We start from the raw sequence: 19,073 nt of genomic DNA on the forward strand, positions 1-19,073 counted from the left end.
TCAGGCCAGTTCGGGTTAGCGGCCGTGATGTCAAAGGCAAATCATAAACACGTCCGTGGACGGAGGGCACTCTTTGTCGCATAAGCATTGATTCAAGATGCGGAGCGTGCTCACTCTTGTATTTTGCAACCATACATCGACTTTTCGAACAGCGCGGATTCAGTGAGTAGCTCGCGAGGTGCTTATCCTTCGCCCCTCAACCACAAACCGATTGATGCGCATTCTGTCTCAGATTTACCGATTGGCCTCACTGCTGATGCCGGCCGTAGTCGCTGCCCAGGCACCGCCAGTGGCCATAAACCCCGACACGGCTGCGCAGCGACTGGGTACAAAATTCGTCACCACTGGTGACCATATCGGGCTGTCCATCGGCCTATACGACCGCGGCCGAACCTACTTCTACAACTTCGGCTCGACGGCAATCGGTGCTCACCGTACCCCGACGGCCAACACGTTGTACGAAATCGGCTCCATTACCAAAACCTTCACCAGTCTCTTGCTAGCGCAGGCCATTAGGGAGAAAAAGCTGGCGCTGAACGACGACATTCGCCGCTACCTCGACGGCCAGTACCCCAACCTTACGTACCAGGGCCAGCCCATCCGGCTGCTGCATTTGGCTAACACCACCTCGGGCCTGCCCGACAACCTGCCGGACCGCCCCGACGTCTTCCAACAAAAGCAGCGCCCCGACTCGGTCACCGCAATTTTTTCCCGGCTACACCGCGGTTACACCCGGCCGCAGTTCTACCAGGACTTGCGTCAGGTCAAGCTCAGCCGGGCGCCGGGCACCCGGTCGCAGCACTCCAATGTGGCCACTCAGCTGCTGGGCTACATTCTGGAGCGGGTGTACAAAATGCCTTATGAGGAATTGGTGCAGCGCTACATCCTGGCGCCAAACGGCATGACCAGCACTACGCCCGCCACCGCTGTGCCGGCCGCCAGCACCGCCCTACAAGCCAAAGGCCACAGCAGCGAAAATCACATAACGCCCTTCCTGACCCTCCCCGACCTCCTGCCCGCCGGCGGCCTAAGCTCCAGCACGGCCGACATGGTGAAGTATCTACAGTTGCAGCTCGCCGAGAAAAGCCCCGCCGTAAAGCTCTCCCACCAAGTCACGCACGGTAGCATTGAGCAGGAGGCGGTGGGTTTCAACTGGTTTATCACCAAAACGGTGGCTAGCAAACGGGCTCTTTCGCACTCCGGCGGCAGTTTCGGTTTCGCTAGCTACTGCGTGTTCTACCCCGAGCAGAACCGCGGCCTCGTCCTGCTCGCCAACAAAAACAACGGCAGCACCGAAACCCGCCTGGCGGAGCTGGCCGTGGCCTTAGAAGAAAGCACCTACGGCCTGCCGTCCGGATTGCGAGCCTTCCGTACCGAGCTGACGAAACGCGGTTATCAGAATGCGCTGGCTGTTTTTACGGCCACCCGCCAGCAGCACCCGGAGCTGTTTTTGTCGGAAGACTATGTTAATAGCTGGGGCTACGGTCTGTTGGCACAAGGCCGGAAGCGCGAAGCCATTGGGGTATTTCAGCTGAATGTGGGGCTGTACCCGGACGGTGCCAACACCTACGACAGCCTCGCCGAAGCCTACGAGGCCAACGGGGAACGGGAACTGGCCATTAAGAACTACCGACGCTCTGTGGAACTGAATCCCGCGAACTCAAACGCCGTGGAGCAATTGAAGAAGCTAGGCGCCAGCGGCAAGTAAAACGGTACTCCGAACCTCCTTAGTGGCATATGCCGCGACGCCCCGCCAAGGACAAGGCCTAGGCTGATCCGCATAATAGGCAGGTCATTAAGTTACACTGACGCACCGTTAGCAGAACAGCTGTAGTGACTTGATTGCCAATGCGAGCATCATCGCTGCTTCCTCGGAATTAGTCCCCGGCAGCTGATTGATTATTAGATAATTTCATGTGTATTTATGACAATTATTCACGAAATTGTTTATGCAATAATGTTGCATTTATAAAATGGTCGTTTACTTTTGCTGTGAAAACAAGCAATTGACTGCTGGCTAGTGCTCAAACCATTGCATCCTATTATACCACCCTGATGGTTGATTCTGCTTGACTTTTTCGCTGCTTGGTTCTTCTCAATGCCAGCTTCGAAGCAGACGATGCACAGAACTTTGCCTCTTGGAGCTGAAGCTTATTACGGGCGGTAATAACGAAGCGGAAGCGTCATTTGTGGGCTTTACCGCCGTGTGGCTGTCTGGCTGGCGCAAGCTAAGTGCTAGCAAGGTTCGGCCTGTGTAAGTCCGGAAATTCACTCCCGAGCAGACGGACTCATGAAAAATTATTTGCTGGTTATGCGAAGCATTGATGTATGTAGTGGAATAGTCGTAGCGGCACTGCTGAGTTTGCCGACCCACGCCCAGGACGTCCCCATCTTCCCGCCGCCGGCTACGCCACCCGTGGTGCGCGCCGTGCGGGCCCAGGGTCCGGTTACCATTGATGGCCGCCTCGACGAGGCCGCTTGGCGGGCCGCGCCCGTTATCCGCAACTTTCGGCAGGTGGAGCCCAATCAGAGCCAAGCGGCCCGCCCCGACACGTACGTGCGCATTGTGTTTGATGAGCGCAACCTGTACGTGGGCGCCTTCTGCCCCGATTCGCTGGGTCGGACCGGGCTGCGGGCTCCCGACATGCGCCGCGACTTCGACTACTTTGAGCACGACCTGTTTGGGGTGGCCTTCGATGCCTTTCGCACCCAGCGCAATGCTACGGCCTTCCAAACCAATCCCTACGGCGCTCAGCGCGACTTGCAAGCCTTCGACGACAATCTTTACGACCGGGAGTGGGATGCCTTGTGGAAAGTGCGCACCACCCGCACTGATTCCGGCTGGGTATGCGAAATGCAGCTGCCCTGGGCCACACTACGCTACCCCAGCGGCGGCAAAAGCAACCCAGCCGACAGTACCGGCTGGTTCGTGAACTTCAACCGTATTGCTCGGCGCCAGAACCAGATTTCGGGCTTCCCCGGCTATCCGCGGGCCTATTCTACCTATCGCATGGGCTACGTGGCCGAGCTGCGCGGCCTGCAACCGCCACCGGCGTCGGCCAACATCCGCGTGGCTCCCTACGTGGTGGTGCAGAATGACCGCCGCCGCGAAGCCGACGACCAGCCGATGACTTCGGAGACGAAGGTGAAAGTCGGGGGCGACCTGAAATGGGCCCTCAACCCGCACGCCGTGCTCGACCTAACCGTGAACACCGATTTCGCCCAGGCCGACGCCGACCGCCAGGTTATCAACCTGCGCCGCTTCAACGTGTTCTTCCCTGAGCGGCGGCAATTTTTCCTGGAAAATGCGGGCTTGTTTGCACCCAGCACCCCGCTGTTTCAGCCGTTTTTCTCGCGCACCATTGGCCTCGGCGACAACGGCCTGCCACTGCCCCTCACTGGCGGGGCCCGCTACACCGACCGCACCGTGGGCCGCGGCATTGGCGGGCTCTACGTGCGTCAGAAGGAAGATGATTTTGCCGGCGGCCAGAATCCGGCGCACTTTGGCGTGGGGCGCTACCTCAAGAACTACGGCAAGCAAAACAACGTGGGCCTGCTCGTAACCAGCCGATACGACGAGGCCGGCCAGGGCCGCGCTTCCGGCCAGAACACCACCTTTACCGTGGACGGCCTCATCCGCCCCAGCCAGCCGCTCACCGTGCAGTATCTACTGTCGGGGTCGCTGGACCGGGGGCCGGGCGGCGAAGGGCTGGCCGGCTACGTGCAAGCCAGCTATAGCACCAACCAGTTTTTCATTTCCACCAGCCATAGCCTCATTTCCGCCCGCTATCGGCCGGCGATGGGCTTTGTGGCGCGTCAGGACCTGATTTATCACAACCCTTACGGCTACCTCATCTGGCGGCCCAGCTGGAAACCCAAGTTCATCCGTTCCATCGAGCCCGATTTCTCGGCCGACATCTACCAGGGCGCGAGTGACGGCCGGTTTCAGGAGGGCGTGTTCTCCATGAGCCCAGTATTCTTCTTGCTGCAAAATGGCGGCTCAGTGTACGTGAAGCTGGAGCACAACCGCCAGAACCTGCCCGTGGATTTTGACCCCGTGGGCATTCTGATTGCCAAAGGCAGCTATCGCTACAATCGCATAGAAGCCCGCTTCGCCACAGACCCATCAAGTAAATTGTACTTCCGCGCTACGGGTAGCAGCGGAGGCTACTATAACGGGACCCTGCGGCGGGCCGATGGCAGCCTGCGCTACTCGGCCTCGGCCCACGCCGCGCTGAGCTTGGACGGCGAGTACAACGCCCTGCGCGGGGTAGGCATCGAAAAGGCAAATCAGGAAGCCTGGCTACTGGGGCCGGAGCTACGCCTGGCCCTCAACCCGCGCGCGCAGCTCACCGCCTTTTATCAGTACAGCTCGGCTGCCCGCCTGGCCCGCTGGAACGTGCGCGCCAGCTGGGAATTTCAGCCCTTGAGCTACGTATATCTGGTCTTCAACGAGCTGGCAAACAATCAGCTGGATTCGCGTCAGCAGCAAACCATTGGCAAGGTGAGCTACATCAAACAGTTTTAATTCAAGCGCAATGACAGCTTCTAAAATTGACTTTATCATCGTTGACGGCTCCTACGCGGGGCTGAGCGCGGCCATGGCCCTGGGCCGCGCCCGTTGCCGCGCTGCTGGTACTTGATGCCGGCCAGCCGCGCAACCATACCACACCGCATGCCCACAACCTATTGCTGCACGACGGCGACGCGCCCGCCACCCTGGCCGCCCGTGCCCGCCAGCAAGTAGCTGCTTACCCCACAGTGCAGCTGTTAAACGCCGAAGCCACAGCGGCCGAGCTGCTCCCCGATGGCACATTCTGGGTGAGCACCGCCGCCCACGGCACCTTCGCAGCACCCAAGCTACTGCTAGCTACCGGCCTACGTGACGAACTGCCTTCTATCGAGGGCTTTGCTGCATGTTGGGGCACGTCCATCATTCACTGCCCCTACTGCCACAGCTACGAGGTGGCCGACCAGCCCACCGGCCTGTGGCTCAATGGCGACTTGGTGGGCCACCAAGTGAAGCTGCTGCTGAACTGGACCCGCCAGCTGACCGTGTTCACCAACGGCCCGGCCACATTTGGGGCCGAAGTGCGTACGCAATTGGCGGCCGCTGGCGTAGGACTGGAAGAAACGCCCGTTGCAGCGCTGCCGCACACGGGTTCCCAATTCCATGGCCTGCGCCTGGCCGATGGGCGCGCTGTGGCATTGCCCGTGCTCTACGCTGTGCTGCCCCGCCACCAAGCTTCCGATCTACCCGCGCAGCTCGGCTGCGAAATGGACGAGCACAACCTGCTGCGCGTGGACGAGTACAACCAAACCACCGTGCCCGGCGTGTACGCAGCCGGCGACAACTGCTCGCTAATTCATCAGCTCGCCAATGCCATTGGCGTGGGCAACCGGCTGGGTGGCATACTGAGCCGGGACCTGATTCTGGCGCGGCCCGTATCTGTGCATCCATGAGGCCGCCAACAATTAGGCAATAAACACCCGCGGCACGCGGAGGAAGAATAGCAAGTGTGGGTCGTCGGGTCACAACCTGTTAGCAAGCTCACGTCTGGCGCCATCTTTGCAGCCTTCGGCCTTTGCTCACTAGCCGTATTGCACTTCTATGCGCCTGATTTCCCCTGTTCTCGCCGCTTTGAGCTTGTGGCTCATGAGTGCCCCTGCTGCCGCTCAACAGCCCAACAACGACGGCTTTCATCGTCGCAATGGGCAGATGCACGTCCTGCGCAACGGCCAGTTACGGCCCATGACGCGGGATTCGCGGCTGCCAACGGGCGTCCTCGTCACCAAAGATGGATTCCTGGTGCGCACCGATGGTACCCGAACGGAGCTGCGCGAGGGACAAGCCTGTGACTTCAACGGCAATGTGGTGGCCGTGAGAACGGCCGCGGCCGGTGGGTTGGCGCTAAGTGCTCCAGTCTCGGCGGCCCGGCGTGTGAGCGACGACTCTCCGGCCGCAGCAGAAATTGAGGCGGTGCTCGTAGACGTATTTGACCGCGTCCGCCAACGTGAGGAAAGGTGGGAAAAGGATGACGACCACTACGATGGTAAGCACGCCAAGAAGGCCTGGGAAAAGCGTAAGAAAGAAGAGGAAAAGTGGCGCGAATCCGAGAAGAAGCGCGAGGAAAAAGCACGGGAATATTATAAAAAGCGGGAGGGAAAGCGCCGAGAAGGCAAAGAGTGGGACGATTAGCCCACCCCTGAAAAGCAAACGCCCGACCGCTCAGCGAGCAGCCGGGCGTTTTGGTATCGGGCGAATTACTAACGCTGCGGAAACAGGATATCGAGGATGTCGCGAACCACGGTGCCGGGCCGCCGACGCTCCTCTTCTCGCCAGTTATACTCAGCATCGTAGGCCCGGTCCCCATGCAGAATAAACGCACCGGGCTCCAAGCGAATGCCCGCGAGTCGGTTGCAGCTGGTGGGTGAAGGTTGCTGCCCCGCAGGACGGTTAGGGTACCATATCCGGCACTCGCCGGGAGGCGGGTAATGGCCCCGCGGCACGCCCGCCAATTCCCGAGGACCAGCCGTGCCTGCCCGCGGGAGAATAACCCGGCCCAGAATGTCACCCAGGCCACCCGTCGGGCGCGTATTCCGCTTATCATAACGGCCGTCTTTGTCGTTCTTATAACGGTTGTCGCGGTCCTTATATTCTTTGTCTTTATAGTCTTTGTCCTTGTATTCTTTTTTATCCTTGTCCTTGCCTTTGCCTTTGCCATCGTCTTGGGCCGAAGCCGCCGAAGTCGAAAGCAACAGGCCGGTGGCGAGCAGGTAGTGAGCGAGTTTCATAAGAGTGGGGAAAGTAGATAATGAGACCATTACGCCTGCTTACTGTCAAAGTTCGGGCCACAACGATTTACGCTCCTCGCTAATTCTAAGCTCGGGTGTAGAAGCACCGATTTCGGTTTGATAGAAAGTGATTTCTTTGTTTGACTATGCTGCACAATTTCCTCTTCACGCCCTTCGCCGACTCTGCCACCGCTCAGCTTTACGACCGAGTAGTGGTCACCCTGCGGGCCGAGACTGGCTCCGGCGTAGCGTTGCTGCTCGGCAACTTTGCCGTGGAAGAAGGGGGCGAAACGCTGAATGCGGTGGTCATCCGGCCGCACAGCATCACTATCTTGGTCTTGGTGCCCCGTGGCGGCAAGCTTCCGATGCCCGCCTTAAGTTACGGCGCCTGGCAACTCGATGGCCAGCCTTTGCACGGCCCCAGTACCGAAGTTGATAACCCCTATGAGCAGTTTCAGCGGCAAAAGGCCATGTTGGCCGCGTGGCTAAAACCGCAGTTTGGGCCGGAACAGGCTAACCTACAGTTCATTTCCGGGCTGGTGGTGTTCGGCGCTCCCGTTACCTTCAGCCCCGAAGTAGAAGAGCATCTGAGCCAATTACCCGACGGCAGCTTTCAGCTATTGGTCACTGCCACTCAGCTGCCCCGCCGCCTGACCCAACTCGCCCGCCCCGAAATCGACCTAACCGAGGCCGAACTTACGGAATGGGCCCGCAATTTAGCCGACGACCTCGACCTGACACCTGTGCCGGCCATTTCCACCGCACCACCCGATGACGAGCTGGTACCTGCCCGAAGCTTCCTGAGCCGGGCCTGGAGTTGGCTTGGCGCCGATGACATTCCCGAAGATACCCCTTACGGCCACCCCGCCGCACAGGCTGCCGCCAACAGCGCCGAAAAGCAGCGCCTCGAACGGATGCAGCGCGACACTCAGGCCCAAGTACAGCAGCAGCTCCGGGCCCTCGAAGCCCAGGAAGCCGAGCGTGAGCGGCGCATGGAAGCGTTGCGCGCGCAACTGGAGCAGGCTCCAGCCGTCACCACCGAGGCCCAGGCCTTGCGTGACGTGACCGGTTGGCCGCCGAAAGCCAGGAAAAAGCTGTGCTGGAGGAGACCATTCGGGCTTCCCGCGCCGAGTCAGCAAACCTCAACCGCGACCTTGATGCTAATATTCAGCAACTTGGTCAGTTGATTGAGCAGATGCATGCACGGGCGGCAGTTGGTTCGAGCGGCGGCCCTGCGGCCCCGGTTGCGCCGGTTCCGCTGGCTGGTACTCCCCCACCCCCGGTCGGCTACCGGAAGCTGCGGGTATGGCGCCGTCGGCTGCCCCGTATTGCCGCTGTTTTTGGCGTGCTTGGATTGTTAGGCCTCGGGGCGTGGGGGCTGCGCCGCATCAAGTCTGGCCCACCCACTCCGTACCAGGAAAACGGCAAATGGGGCCTCGTCGATGCTAGTGGAGAACCGGTGGTGCCGGCCAAATATTCGGCCGTCAGCCCAGTGCAGCAGGGACGCGCCGTGGTGGAAGACAACGGTGTATATGGCCTTATCGACGAAACCGGTAAGGAAGTGGTAGCTCCGGCGTACGACGCCCTTAACTCCTTCGCCGGTGGCTACGCCCGCGTTCGGGTTGGCAATGCGTACACCTTTTTAGATGAGCAGGGCCAGGAGTTTGCAGACTTCTATTTCAATGCCCTTGACTTCTCCGAAGGTTACGCCGCCGTGCTCGACCACCGCGGCTGGCACTACCTCAGTGGTCCTGAGCCGGAAGACCCTACTAAGCCGCCTGTGGTGTTCAAGGAAGCTTATTCTTTTCACGAAGGCCTCGCCCGGGTACGTCTCACCGATGGCTACACCTACATCACCAAAGACTATTTTGCCGACCCCACCCGAGGCACCAAGCCGTTTGGCCGCTACGAGCTAGCCACCGACTTCGAAAATGGCAAGGCCCGCGTTACCCAAAACGGCCGCAGCTTTATCATCGACACCGATGCAGAGCCCATTCACTAGCCAGTGGTCCCGTACCGGAGGCTGTATGCAAAGTCAGGATGGCTATAAGCGCCGGCACGTGAGGTGACTCATGGCCACGGAAATCCAGGCGCGACTACTTTGAGACGTAGCTTCCATCCTCCAGTTGCGCTATTTTTATGAACAACCAAGGAGAATGAGTGAAGAAAAACGGGTTGTTATTTAGGCAAAACCACCTCCCGGACCAGGATGAAGCCCCCCATTGCCAGCGTGAACCACCCAAACGCGGGCTTGAGCGTAGCACCCGGAATGAAGCGCGCCAGGTAAGTGCCGAGCCCGATGCCGACCAGAGCAAAAACCAGAAAACGGAGCAGGAAAGGCCAGTCGATAGGCATGCCGGCGCTTAAATCGCCGAGAAAGCTAATGAGGGAGTTGGCCGCGATGATGGCCAGCGACGTGCCCACGGCCCGCGGCATGGGCAGGCGCGCGAAGAGGACCAGCGCCGGGAGGATGAGAAAGCCTTCACCCGCCCCCACAAAGCTGGTGAGTGTGCCCACCACTAGCCCAATGGTCAGCACCAGCGGGTAGTTCAGCGCACCCGGACCGGCAGCCGATTCGGCGGGCTCCGGACCAGCTCTCCGAATCATGGCGTAGGCCGCGCATACCATGAGCAGGGCAAAGGCCACCAGCACGAGCTGGTCTTTGGTGAAGACCAGGTGCCCGACCGTGAACAGCTCGGGCGGCACAGCTGGCAGCAGCACGTTGCGCGTGAGAAATACGGCCACCAGCGAGGGCAGCAGGAACACGGCCGCCGTGGGCACCGACACCAAGCCCCGGCGGAAGTAGCTCGTCGCCCCGACCAGCGAGGTGCTGCCCACCACAAAGAGCGAATACGCCGTGCTCAGCACCGGGCTCACGCTCAGCAGGTACACCAGTACGGGCACGGTGAGAATGGAGCCCCCGCCCCCCATAATGCCCAGCGAAATGCCAATGAAGATGGCTGCGAAGTAGCCCAGGTAAGGAAGCATGAAGGGCGAGTAAACGGATGAAGTTATAATAATTTATCATAACTTACCCTTAACTACCCCGGCCACTACTACTCTCGACTTTACGGCCGAGAATGCGGTCAGCAGCCGCAACATCCCCAGCCAGCGCGACTGCGCACAGAAGTTGCAGGCAGCCTCAGACCCCATCAGCGCACACCAGCTGAGCTTGGATGGTGGGGGCGGTTGGTTTTCGGCAGCAAACACCCGCTGTGCAGAACACTTACTACATTGACCTCGATTCGTTTTCGTTGAGCTACTACCTCACTACGGACTGTATCGTGACTCACCGGCTTTGGACAGCATACCGCGCCTATTATGTAACGCCCTCACCGACAAGTCATAAACCACAATAAATTTTTATCCATTAAAGTTGACCGGCTGTTCGACCCCAGCAACGAAGCAGTCTACCGGTAGTGGAGAACCCCTTTATGCGCAGAGACCATTGGAATAGAAATCAGATGAATTATATTTTCTGATTAAGTAAGATAGGTTAGGCTTAACAGGGGGTTTAACCAAAATGATTATATCAACTTCCGCAGCTTGTGGACTGGATAGCCGACTGATTGAAGCATTCAGAATCTGGAAGATACTAGACTTCTCGTTTTTTCTACGGCGCTATTCGATTAGCTCTATCATCGGCACACGCCGCTGCTTCGCGACAGTACCCCCGTCCACTACGCTCTTTTTTTAACGTCCATCAAAATCAGTTCCCGGGGTGGCATGTTGCCCGCCCATTTAGGCATCGCTCCTGCTTGCACTCTGGGCCTTTGATAAAAGGCTGATCCAAATGCAGCTTCTGGACCAACCTCTTATCAAATTTATTCGCACATGAACAGCTTCTGCGAGTGCGAAGCTACTTAGGGCAGTTAAAAACGTTTTGAGAATTAAACTGAATTTTATTCACCCGAATATAGACTTGGTCCTTCCAATACACTCTGAATTCAACTTGATGACCAACAGGCCATCCAGCAATCTGGACCGCAAACTCAACGGGAGAATTTGCTTTAGCGAAATTCTTGCGCGTGATGACGCGCGATCCTAGTCGTTGTTTTGAGGTCGCGTCATATGCATCGAGGGTGGCGACTGAGTTATTATCTGCCGTGTTATTGTCAATGGTCAGGTTAAAGTAGGCCGTTCCTTCGACTACGCTGGGATTGTTGAAAGCGGGCGTCAAGCCGGTGTAGTAAGGACCAAAGATGAGGTAACCTGGCGCATCCTGCGCCGGGTTGGCCGACCAGCCGGAGGTGCCATCCTGGCGCCCAATGCCGTGCTGGAGTTGTGCTCCGGTCCAGCTAGCATCTGGCTTAGGACACTCCGATATTACATGGGCATCGACGGTGGCGGTGCAAAAGCCCGCCCCCCGGTTCGGCTGGAACTGCACCTTGTCCAGGCGCAGGTAGGCCCGGTCAAGCCACTTCACCCGGAACTCAATCTGGTGTCCGTTGAGAATCTCACCGGAGTAGAACCAGAACTGCTGCGGCGTATTAGCGGCTTTGAATGACTGTCGGGTCACGTTGTAGGTGCCGATGACCTTTTGCGCTGTGGCGTCGTTCACTTCCAATACGGCGACAATCTCGTAGGTACTGCCGGCGGGTGGCGGGGCCGTATTATTGTCGATGGCTAGGGTAAAGTAGACGTAGCCCGTGAAACTGGCTTGCGTGGCAATGGGCGGATTGGGGAATACGACATAAGGGCCAAAGGCGAGGTAGCCCTCGGCATCCTGCGCCGGGTTAGCCGACCAGCTGGCGGGGCCATCCTGGCACCCAATGCTGTGCTGGAGCTGAGTGCCCGTCCAATTACCGAGCAGCGGACAATCAGTTGTATTTTCCAAACTGTTTGCCGTTGAGGTGGTAGGTGCCACCGGTGCCGCAGCATCCGGGTCGCGTTGGCAGCTACTTGCCAGCAGCGCACTGCTCACTATGCCCGCCCACGCCAGCGTAGAAAAGAGCGTTTATTTCATTAGAGTTAAGAGTAAGAAGTGAGAAAAGGAAATACAGCAATGAGGTACCTGCCCCCTAAGGCAATACAAGGTGCCCAGCCAAAACGAAGGAACAGACACAATATTTTTGCGTCGGCTGCTCGGCGCACCAGCCTTAGCACACCGCACAGGGGCGATAATGAAGTGCAAGGCAGTAGCCGGGGCACTTGGGGCTGACTGCTTTGGGCAGCTCCAAGTGCTCAGTGGCCCTTAGTTTAGTGCTATTATCAGCTTACGCCAGCTTTTTGCCGGCGGCGGACCATGCTGGCTAGAAATTGAGCTCAAACTGCGCGGCTCCGGCGCGGGTTCTTCAACGGGGCAATGACACTTACCAAAAGAGGTACTCGGGGCCTGCCGCTTTCAAAGCCGGCGCCTGGATTGTCCAGTTACAGCAGCGGTTATATAATTTGAGTGAGGCTTACGATATAACCTTGCGAGGTCAGGGCCTCGGCTAATCGCTCTGGCACCCGCCGCCGGCTTCTGATGCCTATGGCCACGCCCACGATGCTGACGGCCGCATCCACAGGCCTGGCGGGACTTTTGGACCACGAGACTGGTGGCTTCGCCGTCCAAGGGCCGCCCGACGACCTCAGCTACGGCATCGCTACGTTCCGCATCACACCGAGTTCAGTTGGGATGTCATCAAACATAAACTCGTGGATATTTGCCTCAGTTGACTTGGGCGCTGCACCAAGAGCCGCCGCCTTACTATTGGTTCCTAGCACGAAAAAGCCCCCGGCACTGGTGCGTCGGGGGCTGCATACTGGGTGGTGCGGGGCCTAGCTCATGGCCTGCTTGGCGCAGAGGTAAAATAGCTGCAAATGCCGCAGCCAAATGTGGGCCTGCTCACCTGCCTGTTGGCGAACAGCTTAGTGCTTTTCAGCAAGGCCACGTCAATCAGAGAGTGGCTGGTGTCACTGGCTCACCAGCAAAGAGCCTCTACACAAGGGATGTGCGGAGGCTCTCTGCGTTTAATGATTAGCATCCGATTCAAAACCTAATACAATCAGGCGTACCGGACGAGCGGTTGCTTTGTGCCGGGCTACGGTGCTGAGGTTGTCCAACTGAATCTGGTGTACTTCGCCCAGCGTGGGCACAGCTACGTACGCAAATTTCTCGGTGGCTTCTAAAACCGGCTTATAAGTATCGGCTGATGCCGTGGCCGGAATTACGCCGGCCTCCTTTTTAAGGGCACCACTAGCCAAGTCATAAACGCGCAGTTTGCCATCCAATGTGAGCACCAGCAGGTTTTTGCCGGCGTAATCGGTTTTGCACTGGAAGGCATCGTTGCCAGCGTAAATCGGAGTGATTTGGTTGCCGGTCAAATCAATCAGATAAGCGCCTTTAGTGGCCGCGAATCCGATGAATTTGCGAGCCTCTTTGGCGTAAAGAATAGTGCCCAAGCGGAAAGCCCCAAAGTCAGCAGGGTTGGGAATCAGGCGTTGCTGCCCGTCCTTGTTCACAACCAGCGCCCCGGCGCTGGCGTTGGCGGTGGACGTCCAGGCCCCAAATACCGAGTTTTCGCCGTCAGAAGCGTTGCCGTGGATAGCGCCGGTTTGCAACGTGGAGGCGTGTACCAGACGGCCACCTTTGTCAATCACCTGCACACGGGTGGGGCTGGCACCGCTGGCGCTGGCCGTAGTAACGGCATACGTGTCGTTGCTAAAATGCGCCATGGCTCCGTGGTGGGGCATGAGGCCCGCGTTGATGACCGTGAACTGGGCGCCCGAATTATGAAAATTTGCTTCGTTGCCTACGCTGAGCGTGCCGTCCCCGTCGTTAAAGATTAGGGTCTCGTCACCTTTGCTTTTGAAGTGCGACGGCCGGGGCGCGGTAGCCGTAATGGTGCCCCACTTGGGCGTACCTTTTATGTCGATGTGGTCGCCATGAGACTCCAGCCCTGTATCAAATACCTTGACCAAGTTTTGAGAGGAGTACAGCACCGTGGCAAAGCGGCCGGAAGCCGTCGGGTAGAGGGCGCCCAATGGGAAATCCGCATCGAATGAGGCAATAGAAGCGTTGTGCGGGGTAATCTGCGTCAGCTTAGGCACCAGTTCGTCGGTGACCAGTACCCGAACAAAGCGGTACTCTTTGGCGGCAGGAACCACCTCTTTGTCGTCCTTGTCGCAAGCCGCCAGAACCGTCGCCGCTGTCAAGCTCAGCGCCAATTGAAAGGTACGATTAGTGAGTCGCGTGTTTCTCATGTTGGAAAAGAAATGAATTAATAGATTACCGCCACAAAGATAAGCACTGATTTGCAACAAAGATGCATTTTAATCCATTAGTTTTTTGCCAAACGCGACCTTGAATAAACTGACCTAACTGCTAGAAACATCTTTAAAGAGCTCAATAACAGTTGGCATTAAATAATAAGCCTGTTACCTTCGAATTTCCATTCTTATGAAACGACATCGTGTGTGCATCCATGTTGTACAAACAACTTGTGCCTTAATCAAGGCGCCAATTTGGACACAGTAGAATGCGCTGATTGGAGTTAACTCAGTGCCCGCTGTTCTTAAAGTCATCGGCTGAGTCAACGGTGTTGCTCCTCAAAACGAACAGCTTAAGAATAAGATGACGCTCTTCACCCAGTGGCTGCCAGCGCAGGACCAATAGCCAGACAGCCCTCTCATTTGTCAGCAATGCGATTCCCTTTTGCCCGAATCGTCGGCATAGTCCTTTTCGCTCTATGCTGCCTAGGCATACCTACTCCCCCTACTATTGCCAGCACGCTCCCGACTGTGGCCCTTCTACTTTCCATCAAGTGGCATCTGACACCATTTTATCGCCATTAATGCGGTTTTTGCAGGTGTATCGGCAGCAGGTGGTGTTCGTGGTGTAGGGTAATTTGTGGGTGGCGTGCCGAGTCAGGCGCCACCCGCCGCCTGACTCGGCACGCCACCCAGAGCGTAGCGCCACGCTACTCGCCCGACGGCGGCCGTTCTTCTCGACCTGGCACGGTAGCCAGCAGGTGTGCGTTTAACAACATCCCATGANACGGTAGCCAGCAGGTGTGCGTTTAACAACATCCCATGATGTGGCGCCTTTCCGCTTCCTGTTCCTCTCAAACAGGCTGCCATATCAGTCGGCACACTGTATCACTGCCGCAGCCTGGGGCTACACCTCCCCTACTTACCAGCTATACTGCTTGCCTCCCTTACCCAGACAGCTAGCTGTATCAGGCAAAGGGCATTTTGCGCTTCTCACGCTCCTTTTCCGGCAGAGGCTTATCGGCTTCTGCCTTTGCGGCGTATAGCAATCCTAAGGCTTCGTCGAGGAGTTCATTGAGCGGTGTACGGCTCCAGTAAGCCACGCGGTGCAGCTTAACCAGGGTAGCCGCCGGGAGTTGGGACCCAAAGCGCAGCTTCAACTCCTCAGCTTCCGATTCGGTCGCGGGAGAAGCTGCGACTGGCGCGGAAGCGAATAATAGGTCGTCAGGATTGGCTTTGGTAGTAGCCGGGCTGACCCGACTAGCCACGTTGAATTTGGAAGATGAGTTTTTCATGTCGATTGAATCAAATGAGCTAAACAAGTCGGAAGAACTATACTATCTATACAGATTAATTTGATCAGTATGTATGAACAAGTAATATCATCTGCTCTTTTTAGATAAGATAGCTGGCTCAGATAAGGCAGAGAGTATTTCCTGAGTGAGTAGGTCATAATCCACGCAGGCATTGCTGTCAGGAGCGTAGTCGTGGAGGGGCTCTCGCTGCAATTGAGCCTCCTCCACGACACTGTTCTTGCGGATGGTTTGCTCCATGAGCAAGGGGCCAATTTCAGGGTGAGCCTCCAGCATCTCCACAAATTCCCGGTGCAGGCGCCCGCGGTAGGATTTCGCGTAAGACGTGAGAAACATGCCACCGACCCGCAACTGGGGGTTGTAGTTGCGTTTGATGCGACTCACCACGTCAAGTAGCGAGGCCAAGCCCTCATAGGAGAAGTAAGAAGGATGGGTCGGGATGAAAACGGCATCGCTGGCTACCATCGCAGCTACGGCCAGCGGCGAGTGAGGGCTGGGGCTGGTGTCGAATAGCACATAGTCATAGGCATCCGGGGGCAGGGTAGCCAGAGCCGTGCGCAGGGCAAAGGGGTAATCCATGTCGGTGCCGAGCATCTTTTCCACGGCCGTTAGTTCCGAAGTAGCCTGCACCACCGAGGTGTTCGGGCCGACCTGCGCAATAGCTTCGGCCAGAGGGTGCCCGTCGCGAATGGCCAGGCCCAAGTGCTGGGCTGCCGGTACCTCCGGCAAGGCCATGCTCAGATTACATTGCGGGTCGCAGTCGACGAACAATACCCGGTTGCCCAAATGAGCCAATGCGTGGCCCACGGCCCATACGGAAGTGGTTTTACCCACACCGCCTTTTCGATTAGCAAAAGTTATTTTCTTCATAAAGCAAAGATAGATTAACTAATCTTACTTCTACGAACCGCTCATATTATTTAGAAACCCTAAACAATATGAGCCGTTGTAACGGTTACACTTATTCATGTTGTATAACCCAAATAATACATCTGATTGGGTCATATATTCTGATTTCATATCCAGAAAAAATCGGACCCATTCCGCTTATGAACACCCGCTCCTGAGCGTATAGCTGTACTACCAAAAGCCCGGCCAATGGCTGAGACGCAGTAAACAACTCAGACCCGTCTTGAGCTTTTTCGCAAGGACAAGACCAATATTGTCGGACAAATTTGCCGACACGTTAAGAATAGGGCAGGGGGAGCTTGGTCAGAGGCCAGATAGCGCACTGTATCCGCAATCCGCACGAATAAACCCGCGAGCCGCAGTAGTACACCGTCTACTACTAGCTGACCCAAGTTGCGCAGCGGTAGAGGAGGCATAAAAAAAGTCTGTTCCTTGCGGAACAGAGTAGGTTTGAAGTATTTGACGCTTCATTCCTGCCTTTGACCGTGACGGAACAGACCGTGGCAATGTACTGCTTTATGGACGATTTGCTGGCCGCTACCCGCCCGGCCTGGGCACCGGCGCCGGACCCGCGCCAACGCCTGAGTGACGCCGAGGTGCTGACCACGGCCGTGGTGGCGGCCCGCTACTTTGGCGCTAACCTGGCCCAGGCCCGGCGCTACATGCAGGAGCACTGGGGGCAGCCGCCGCTGCACAAAAGCGGCTTTTCGCGCCAGTTGCACCAGCTCAAAGACGTGCTCGATGAGCTGTTTGCCACCTTCGGCCAGTTGCTCAAAGACCAGCACGCCGAGGCCCGCTTCGTGCTCGATTCCTTTCCCATACCCGTGTGCCACAACACGCGTATCGGTCGCTGCAAACTACTCACGGGAAAGGCTTTTCATGGGCGCTGTGCCAGCAAACGATGCTGGTTCTAGGGGGGCAACGTGCAGGTGCTGGCCACCAGTGACGGGCAGCCCGTGGCCTACCACATCCACCCCGGCAGCGGAGCCGACCAAACCGGGCTGCGCCAGGTCGACCCCGACCTGCCCGAGGGGAGTGTGCTCTACACCGACGCGGGCTATACCGACTACGTCCAGGAAGACGTGTTTGCCGAGGCCACCGGCAGCGAACAGCACACCGCACGGCGCGGCAACAGCAAGCGGCCGAATGTGCCGGCCCGCGCTTTCCTCATCCGCCACTTCCGCCACGGCATCGAAACCTGTTTCAGCGGCCTCCTCGACCGGTTTGCTAAGCGCATGCACGCCACCTCAGCCGCCAGCGTTGCCTTGACAATCGCCCTCTTCGTCTCCGTACATGCCCTCGACCGGTTTGGGTTATAGGCCGCAACTTGGGTTGGCTAAGAGCATCACTCGTAGCTAAGGAGCCTACCAAGAGCTTGAATAACTGGCTGAGCGGAACGCGCTATACATTATTCCAGATTGACCTAGCCATAGCGGATGGCCGCCACGATATACATGCAGGACAAGTTTGGGCACGCGCTCTTGCACATTATCATCTAAGCCTACTTCTCCTAGGCAAGTATGAGGTGGCTCCGTCAACCGGTGTTCTCTTGCAATTTGGTAGTTGTGGTCATAATACTTCACCTGTCAAAAACCCTATGTCTATCGACTAAAACCTTCGCTAACTGTAGCAGTACAATGCAAATGAGATAATTTTAGCGGGTGGAAAAGCTTTTTTTACCATTTTTAAGATACCGAAGCTGTTTAGGAAGTCTTTTGCCGGGCGATTTTACGCAGTAGAAGTGTGGTGAAGGCGAGCCAGTGCAAAGCGAGCCAGTTTTGCAGACATGTTTCGTTGCGGACGAGCAATGCCTTGAAGCCGTCGAGCCACGCATTCATCTGTTCAATGACCAGCCGGCGGCGGTAGAGTTCGGGGTCGAGCGGCGTGTCATCGTCGGTTTGCCAATCGGCTGCCCGCCGGTTGCGGGCGACATTGGCCTCGATGCCACGGCTAGCACACGCTTGCCGTAATTCGCTTGTATCGAAGGTTTTATCGGCGTTCAGAAATACGCCATCCAGGCTTAGACCGGCCTGGACCAACAGGTCACAGAGTTCGGCGAATACGCGCCCGAGGCCGAAGGTGTCGTGGTGGTTGCCCGCTTGAGGCGTGGCCACGGCCAGCGGTTAGCCCGTGTTGTCGGCCAGGAACGGGGCATTGGTGGTGCGGGCCGCTTTGCGGCCCTGATAGCCCACGGCTGCCCCGCCGTTCTTAGCCGGGGTATGGCTGCCGTCAAGCGGCACACTCGACAGGTCGAGTTGCCGGCGGTGGTGGCGCAATACGCTCACCCATACCCGTTTCCAAGCGCCTTGCTTGCGCCATTCATTGAAGTGATAGAACACCCCTTGCCAACTCAACGGCCGCTGGGGCAGCAACTCACGCACGGGCAGAAAGCGCCACTGGCAGCCGGTTTTGAGCTTGTAGAGAATGGCGGCTACCACCTCTGCTGGCTCGGCGGCGGGGCGTCGCCCGCCCGGACGAAACGGCAAATGGGGTAACATACAGGTCACGATGATATCTTTGGACAGGACTTCCATGGCGGAGAGAAAGGAGATGGGTCGCACCTCAAATTTCGCTCATGCCGTGGGAGTCCTTTCTGTTTTAGCCGCTTCGACCCTTCCTAAACAGGTTCACCCTTTATTAGCGTACTTGTTGCGAAAACGCAGACTACACGATTTACCAAGAGTAGGTAAAGCACGGGTTGAATAGCACACGGCACTGCTTGGTGTTGCAGATGCTATTTGTCGATGCTCATCGCTGGCAGTTCGACTTGGTGCCTTTTTTGGAGTTTGGACCACTTCAGACGCAGAAGGACGCTGCCTAGACGGTGTTATGTACCTGTCAGCAAATTAAGCGCGGTTACTT

15 protein-coding genes and 1 pseudogene are annotated in these 19,073 nt (G+C 57.4%); 8 read left to right on the plus strand and 8 right to left on the minus strand.

Translation table 11 applies throughout. The annotated features are described in order from the left end of the window. Nucleotides 1–214 precede the first annotated feature (214 nt). The 4 genes from WX88_RS22795 to WX88_RS22810 all read left to right on the plus strand — a co-directional run bounded on the left by WX88_RS22795 (nt 215) and on the right by WX88_RS22810 (nt 6,199). Nucleotides 215–1,708: a serine hydrolase domain-containing protein gene (locus tag WX88_RS22795; RefSeq protein ID WP_046246738.1), complete on the plus strand. Its 1,494-nt coding sequence runs from the start codon at nt 215–217 to the stop codon at nt 1,706–1,708. 582 nt (nt 1,709–2,290) lie between these two features. Further along, complete coding sequence (locus WX88_RS22800; protein WP_052733008.1) at nt 2,291–4,528, plus strand: carbohydrate binding family 9 domain-containing protein; 2,238 nt, start codon at nt 2,291–2,293, stop codon at nt 4,526–4,528. Nucleotides 4,529–4,689: 161 nt separating this feature from the next. Continuing rightward, entirely contained in the window at nt 4,690–5,463 is a 774-nt protein-coding gene (locus WX88_RS22805) for an NAD(P)/FAD-dependent oxidoreductase (protein ID WP_052733009.1), read from the plus strand. Between the two features lie 193 nt (nt 5,464–5,656). After that, complete coding sequence (locus WX88_RS22810) at nt 5,657–6,199, plus strand: DUF6799 domain-containing protein (RefSeq protein WP_156176360.1); 543 nt, start codon at nt 5,657–5,659, stop codon at nt 6,197–6,199. A 68-nt stretch (nt 6,200–6,267) separates the two neighbouring features. On the opposite strand, the gene WX88_RS22815 is transcribed toward WX88_RS22810, so the two are convergent. Further along, entirely contained in the window at nt 6,268–6,795 is a 528-nt protein-coding gene (locus WX88_RS22815; RefSeq protein WP_046246740.1) for a hypothetical protein, read from the minus strand. A gap of 146 nt (nt 6,796–6,941) precedes the next feature. Here WX88_RS22815 and WX88_RS22820 point away from each other — a divergent pair, with 146 nt between their 5' ends. Together WX88_RS22820 and WX88_RS22825 are read left to right on the plus strand one after the other, a co-directional pair. Beyond that, nucleotides 6,942–7,982: a hypothetical protein gene (locus WX88_RS22820; protein ID WP_046246741.1), complete on the plus strand. Its 1,041-nt coding sequence runs from the start codon at nt 6,942–6,944 to the stop codon at nt 7,980–7,982. Beyond that, the gene (locus WX88_RS22825) at nt 7,892–8,797 is read left to right on the plus strand and encodes a WG repeat-containing protein (RefSeq protein ID WP_156176361.1); all 906 of its coding nucleotides are present in this window, start codon (nt 7,892–7,894) and stop codon (nt 8,795–8,797) included. The genes WX88_RS22820 and WX88_RS22825 overlap by 91 nt, the downstream gene beginning before the upstream one ends. A gap of 176 nt (nt 8,798–8,973) precedes the next feature. Here WX88_RS22825 and WX88_RS22830 read toward each other — a convergent pair whose 3' ends face one another. Further along, nucleotides 8,974–9,783 (minus strand): sulfite exporter TauE/SafE family protein, encoded by an 810-nt coding sequence (locus WX88_RS22830; protein WP_046246743.1) that lies wholly within the window; start codon nt 9,781–9,783, stop codon nt 8,974–8,976. Between the two features lie 871 nt (nt 9,784–10,654). Then, the gene (locus tag WX88_RS22835; protein WP_156176362.1) at nt 10,655–11,632 is read right to left on the minus strand and encodes a hypothetical protein; all 978 of its coding nucleotides are present in this window, start codon (nt 11,630–11,632) and stop codon (nt 10,655–10,657) included. A gap of 636 nt (nt 11,633–12,268) precedes the next feature. On the opposite strand from WX88_RS22835, the gene WX88_RS30415 reads away from it, so the two are divergent. Beyond that, the gene (locus tag WX88_RS30415) at nt 12,269–12,562 is read left to right on the plus strand and encodes a hypothetical protein (protein WP_156176363.1); all 294 of its coding nucleotides are present in this window, start codon (nt 12,269–12,271) and stop codon (nt 12,560–12,562) included. 188 nt (nt 12,563–12,750) lie between these two features. Here the strand turns inward: WX88_RS30415 and WX88_RS22845 are convergent, their stop codons facing one another. From WX88_RS22845 to WX88_RS22855, 3 genes are all read right to left on the minus strand, one after another. Next, a complete protein-coding gene (locus WX88_RS22845) occupies nt 12,751–13,983 on the minus strand; it encodes a hypothetical protein (RefSeq protein WP_046246746.1) in 1,233 nt (410 codons plus the stop codon). Nucleotides 13,984–14,957: 974 nt separating this feature from the next. Continuing rightward, nucleotides 14,958–15,284 (minus strand): hypothetical protein, encoded by a 327-nt coding sequence (locus WX88_RS22850; protein WP_046246747.1) that lies wholly within the window; start codon nt 15,282–15,284, stop codon nt 14,958–14,960. Nucleotides 15,285–15,371: 87 nt separating this feature from the next. Next, nucleotides 15,372–16,172, minus strand: a complete 801-nt coding sequence (locus tag WX88_RS22855; RefSeq protein ID WP_046246748.1) for a ParA family protein — start codon at nt 16,170–16,172, stop codon at nt 15,372–15,374. 524 nt (nt 16,173–16,696) lie between these two features. Here WX88_RS22855 and WX88_RS32315 point away from each other — a divergent pair. Then, nucleotides 16,697–17,530 (plus strand): annotated as a pseudogene (locus tag WX88_RS32315) (IS982 family transposase). A gap of 384 nt (nt 17,531–17,914) precedes the next feature. Here WX88_RS32315 and WX88_RS31560 read toward each other — a convergent pair. Both WX88_RS31560 and WX88_RS31565 read right to left on the minus strand, forming a co-directional pair. Further along, nucleotides 17,915–18,325 (minus strand): transposase, encoded by a 411-nt coding sequence (locus WX88_RS31560; RefSeq protein WP_052733012.1) that lies wholly within the window; start codon nt 18,323–18,325, stop codon nt 17,915–17,917. A 9-nt stretch (nt 18,326–18,334) separates the two neighbouring features. Further along, complete coding sequence (locus tag WX88_RS31565; RefSeq protein ID WP_052733013.1) at nt 18,335–18,745, minus strand: IS5 family transposase; 411 nt, start codon at nt 18,743–18,745, stop codon at nt 18,335–18,337. Nucleotides 18,746–19,073 lie beyond the last annotated feature (328 nt).

This window comes from Hymenobacter terrenus (assembly GCF_000972495.1).
GTDB classification, from domain to species: domain Bacteria; phylum Bacteroidota; class Bacteroidia; order Cytophagales; family Hymenobacteraceae; genus Hymenobacter; species Hymenobacter terrenus.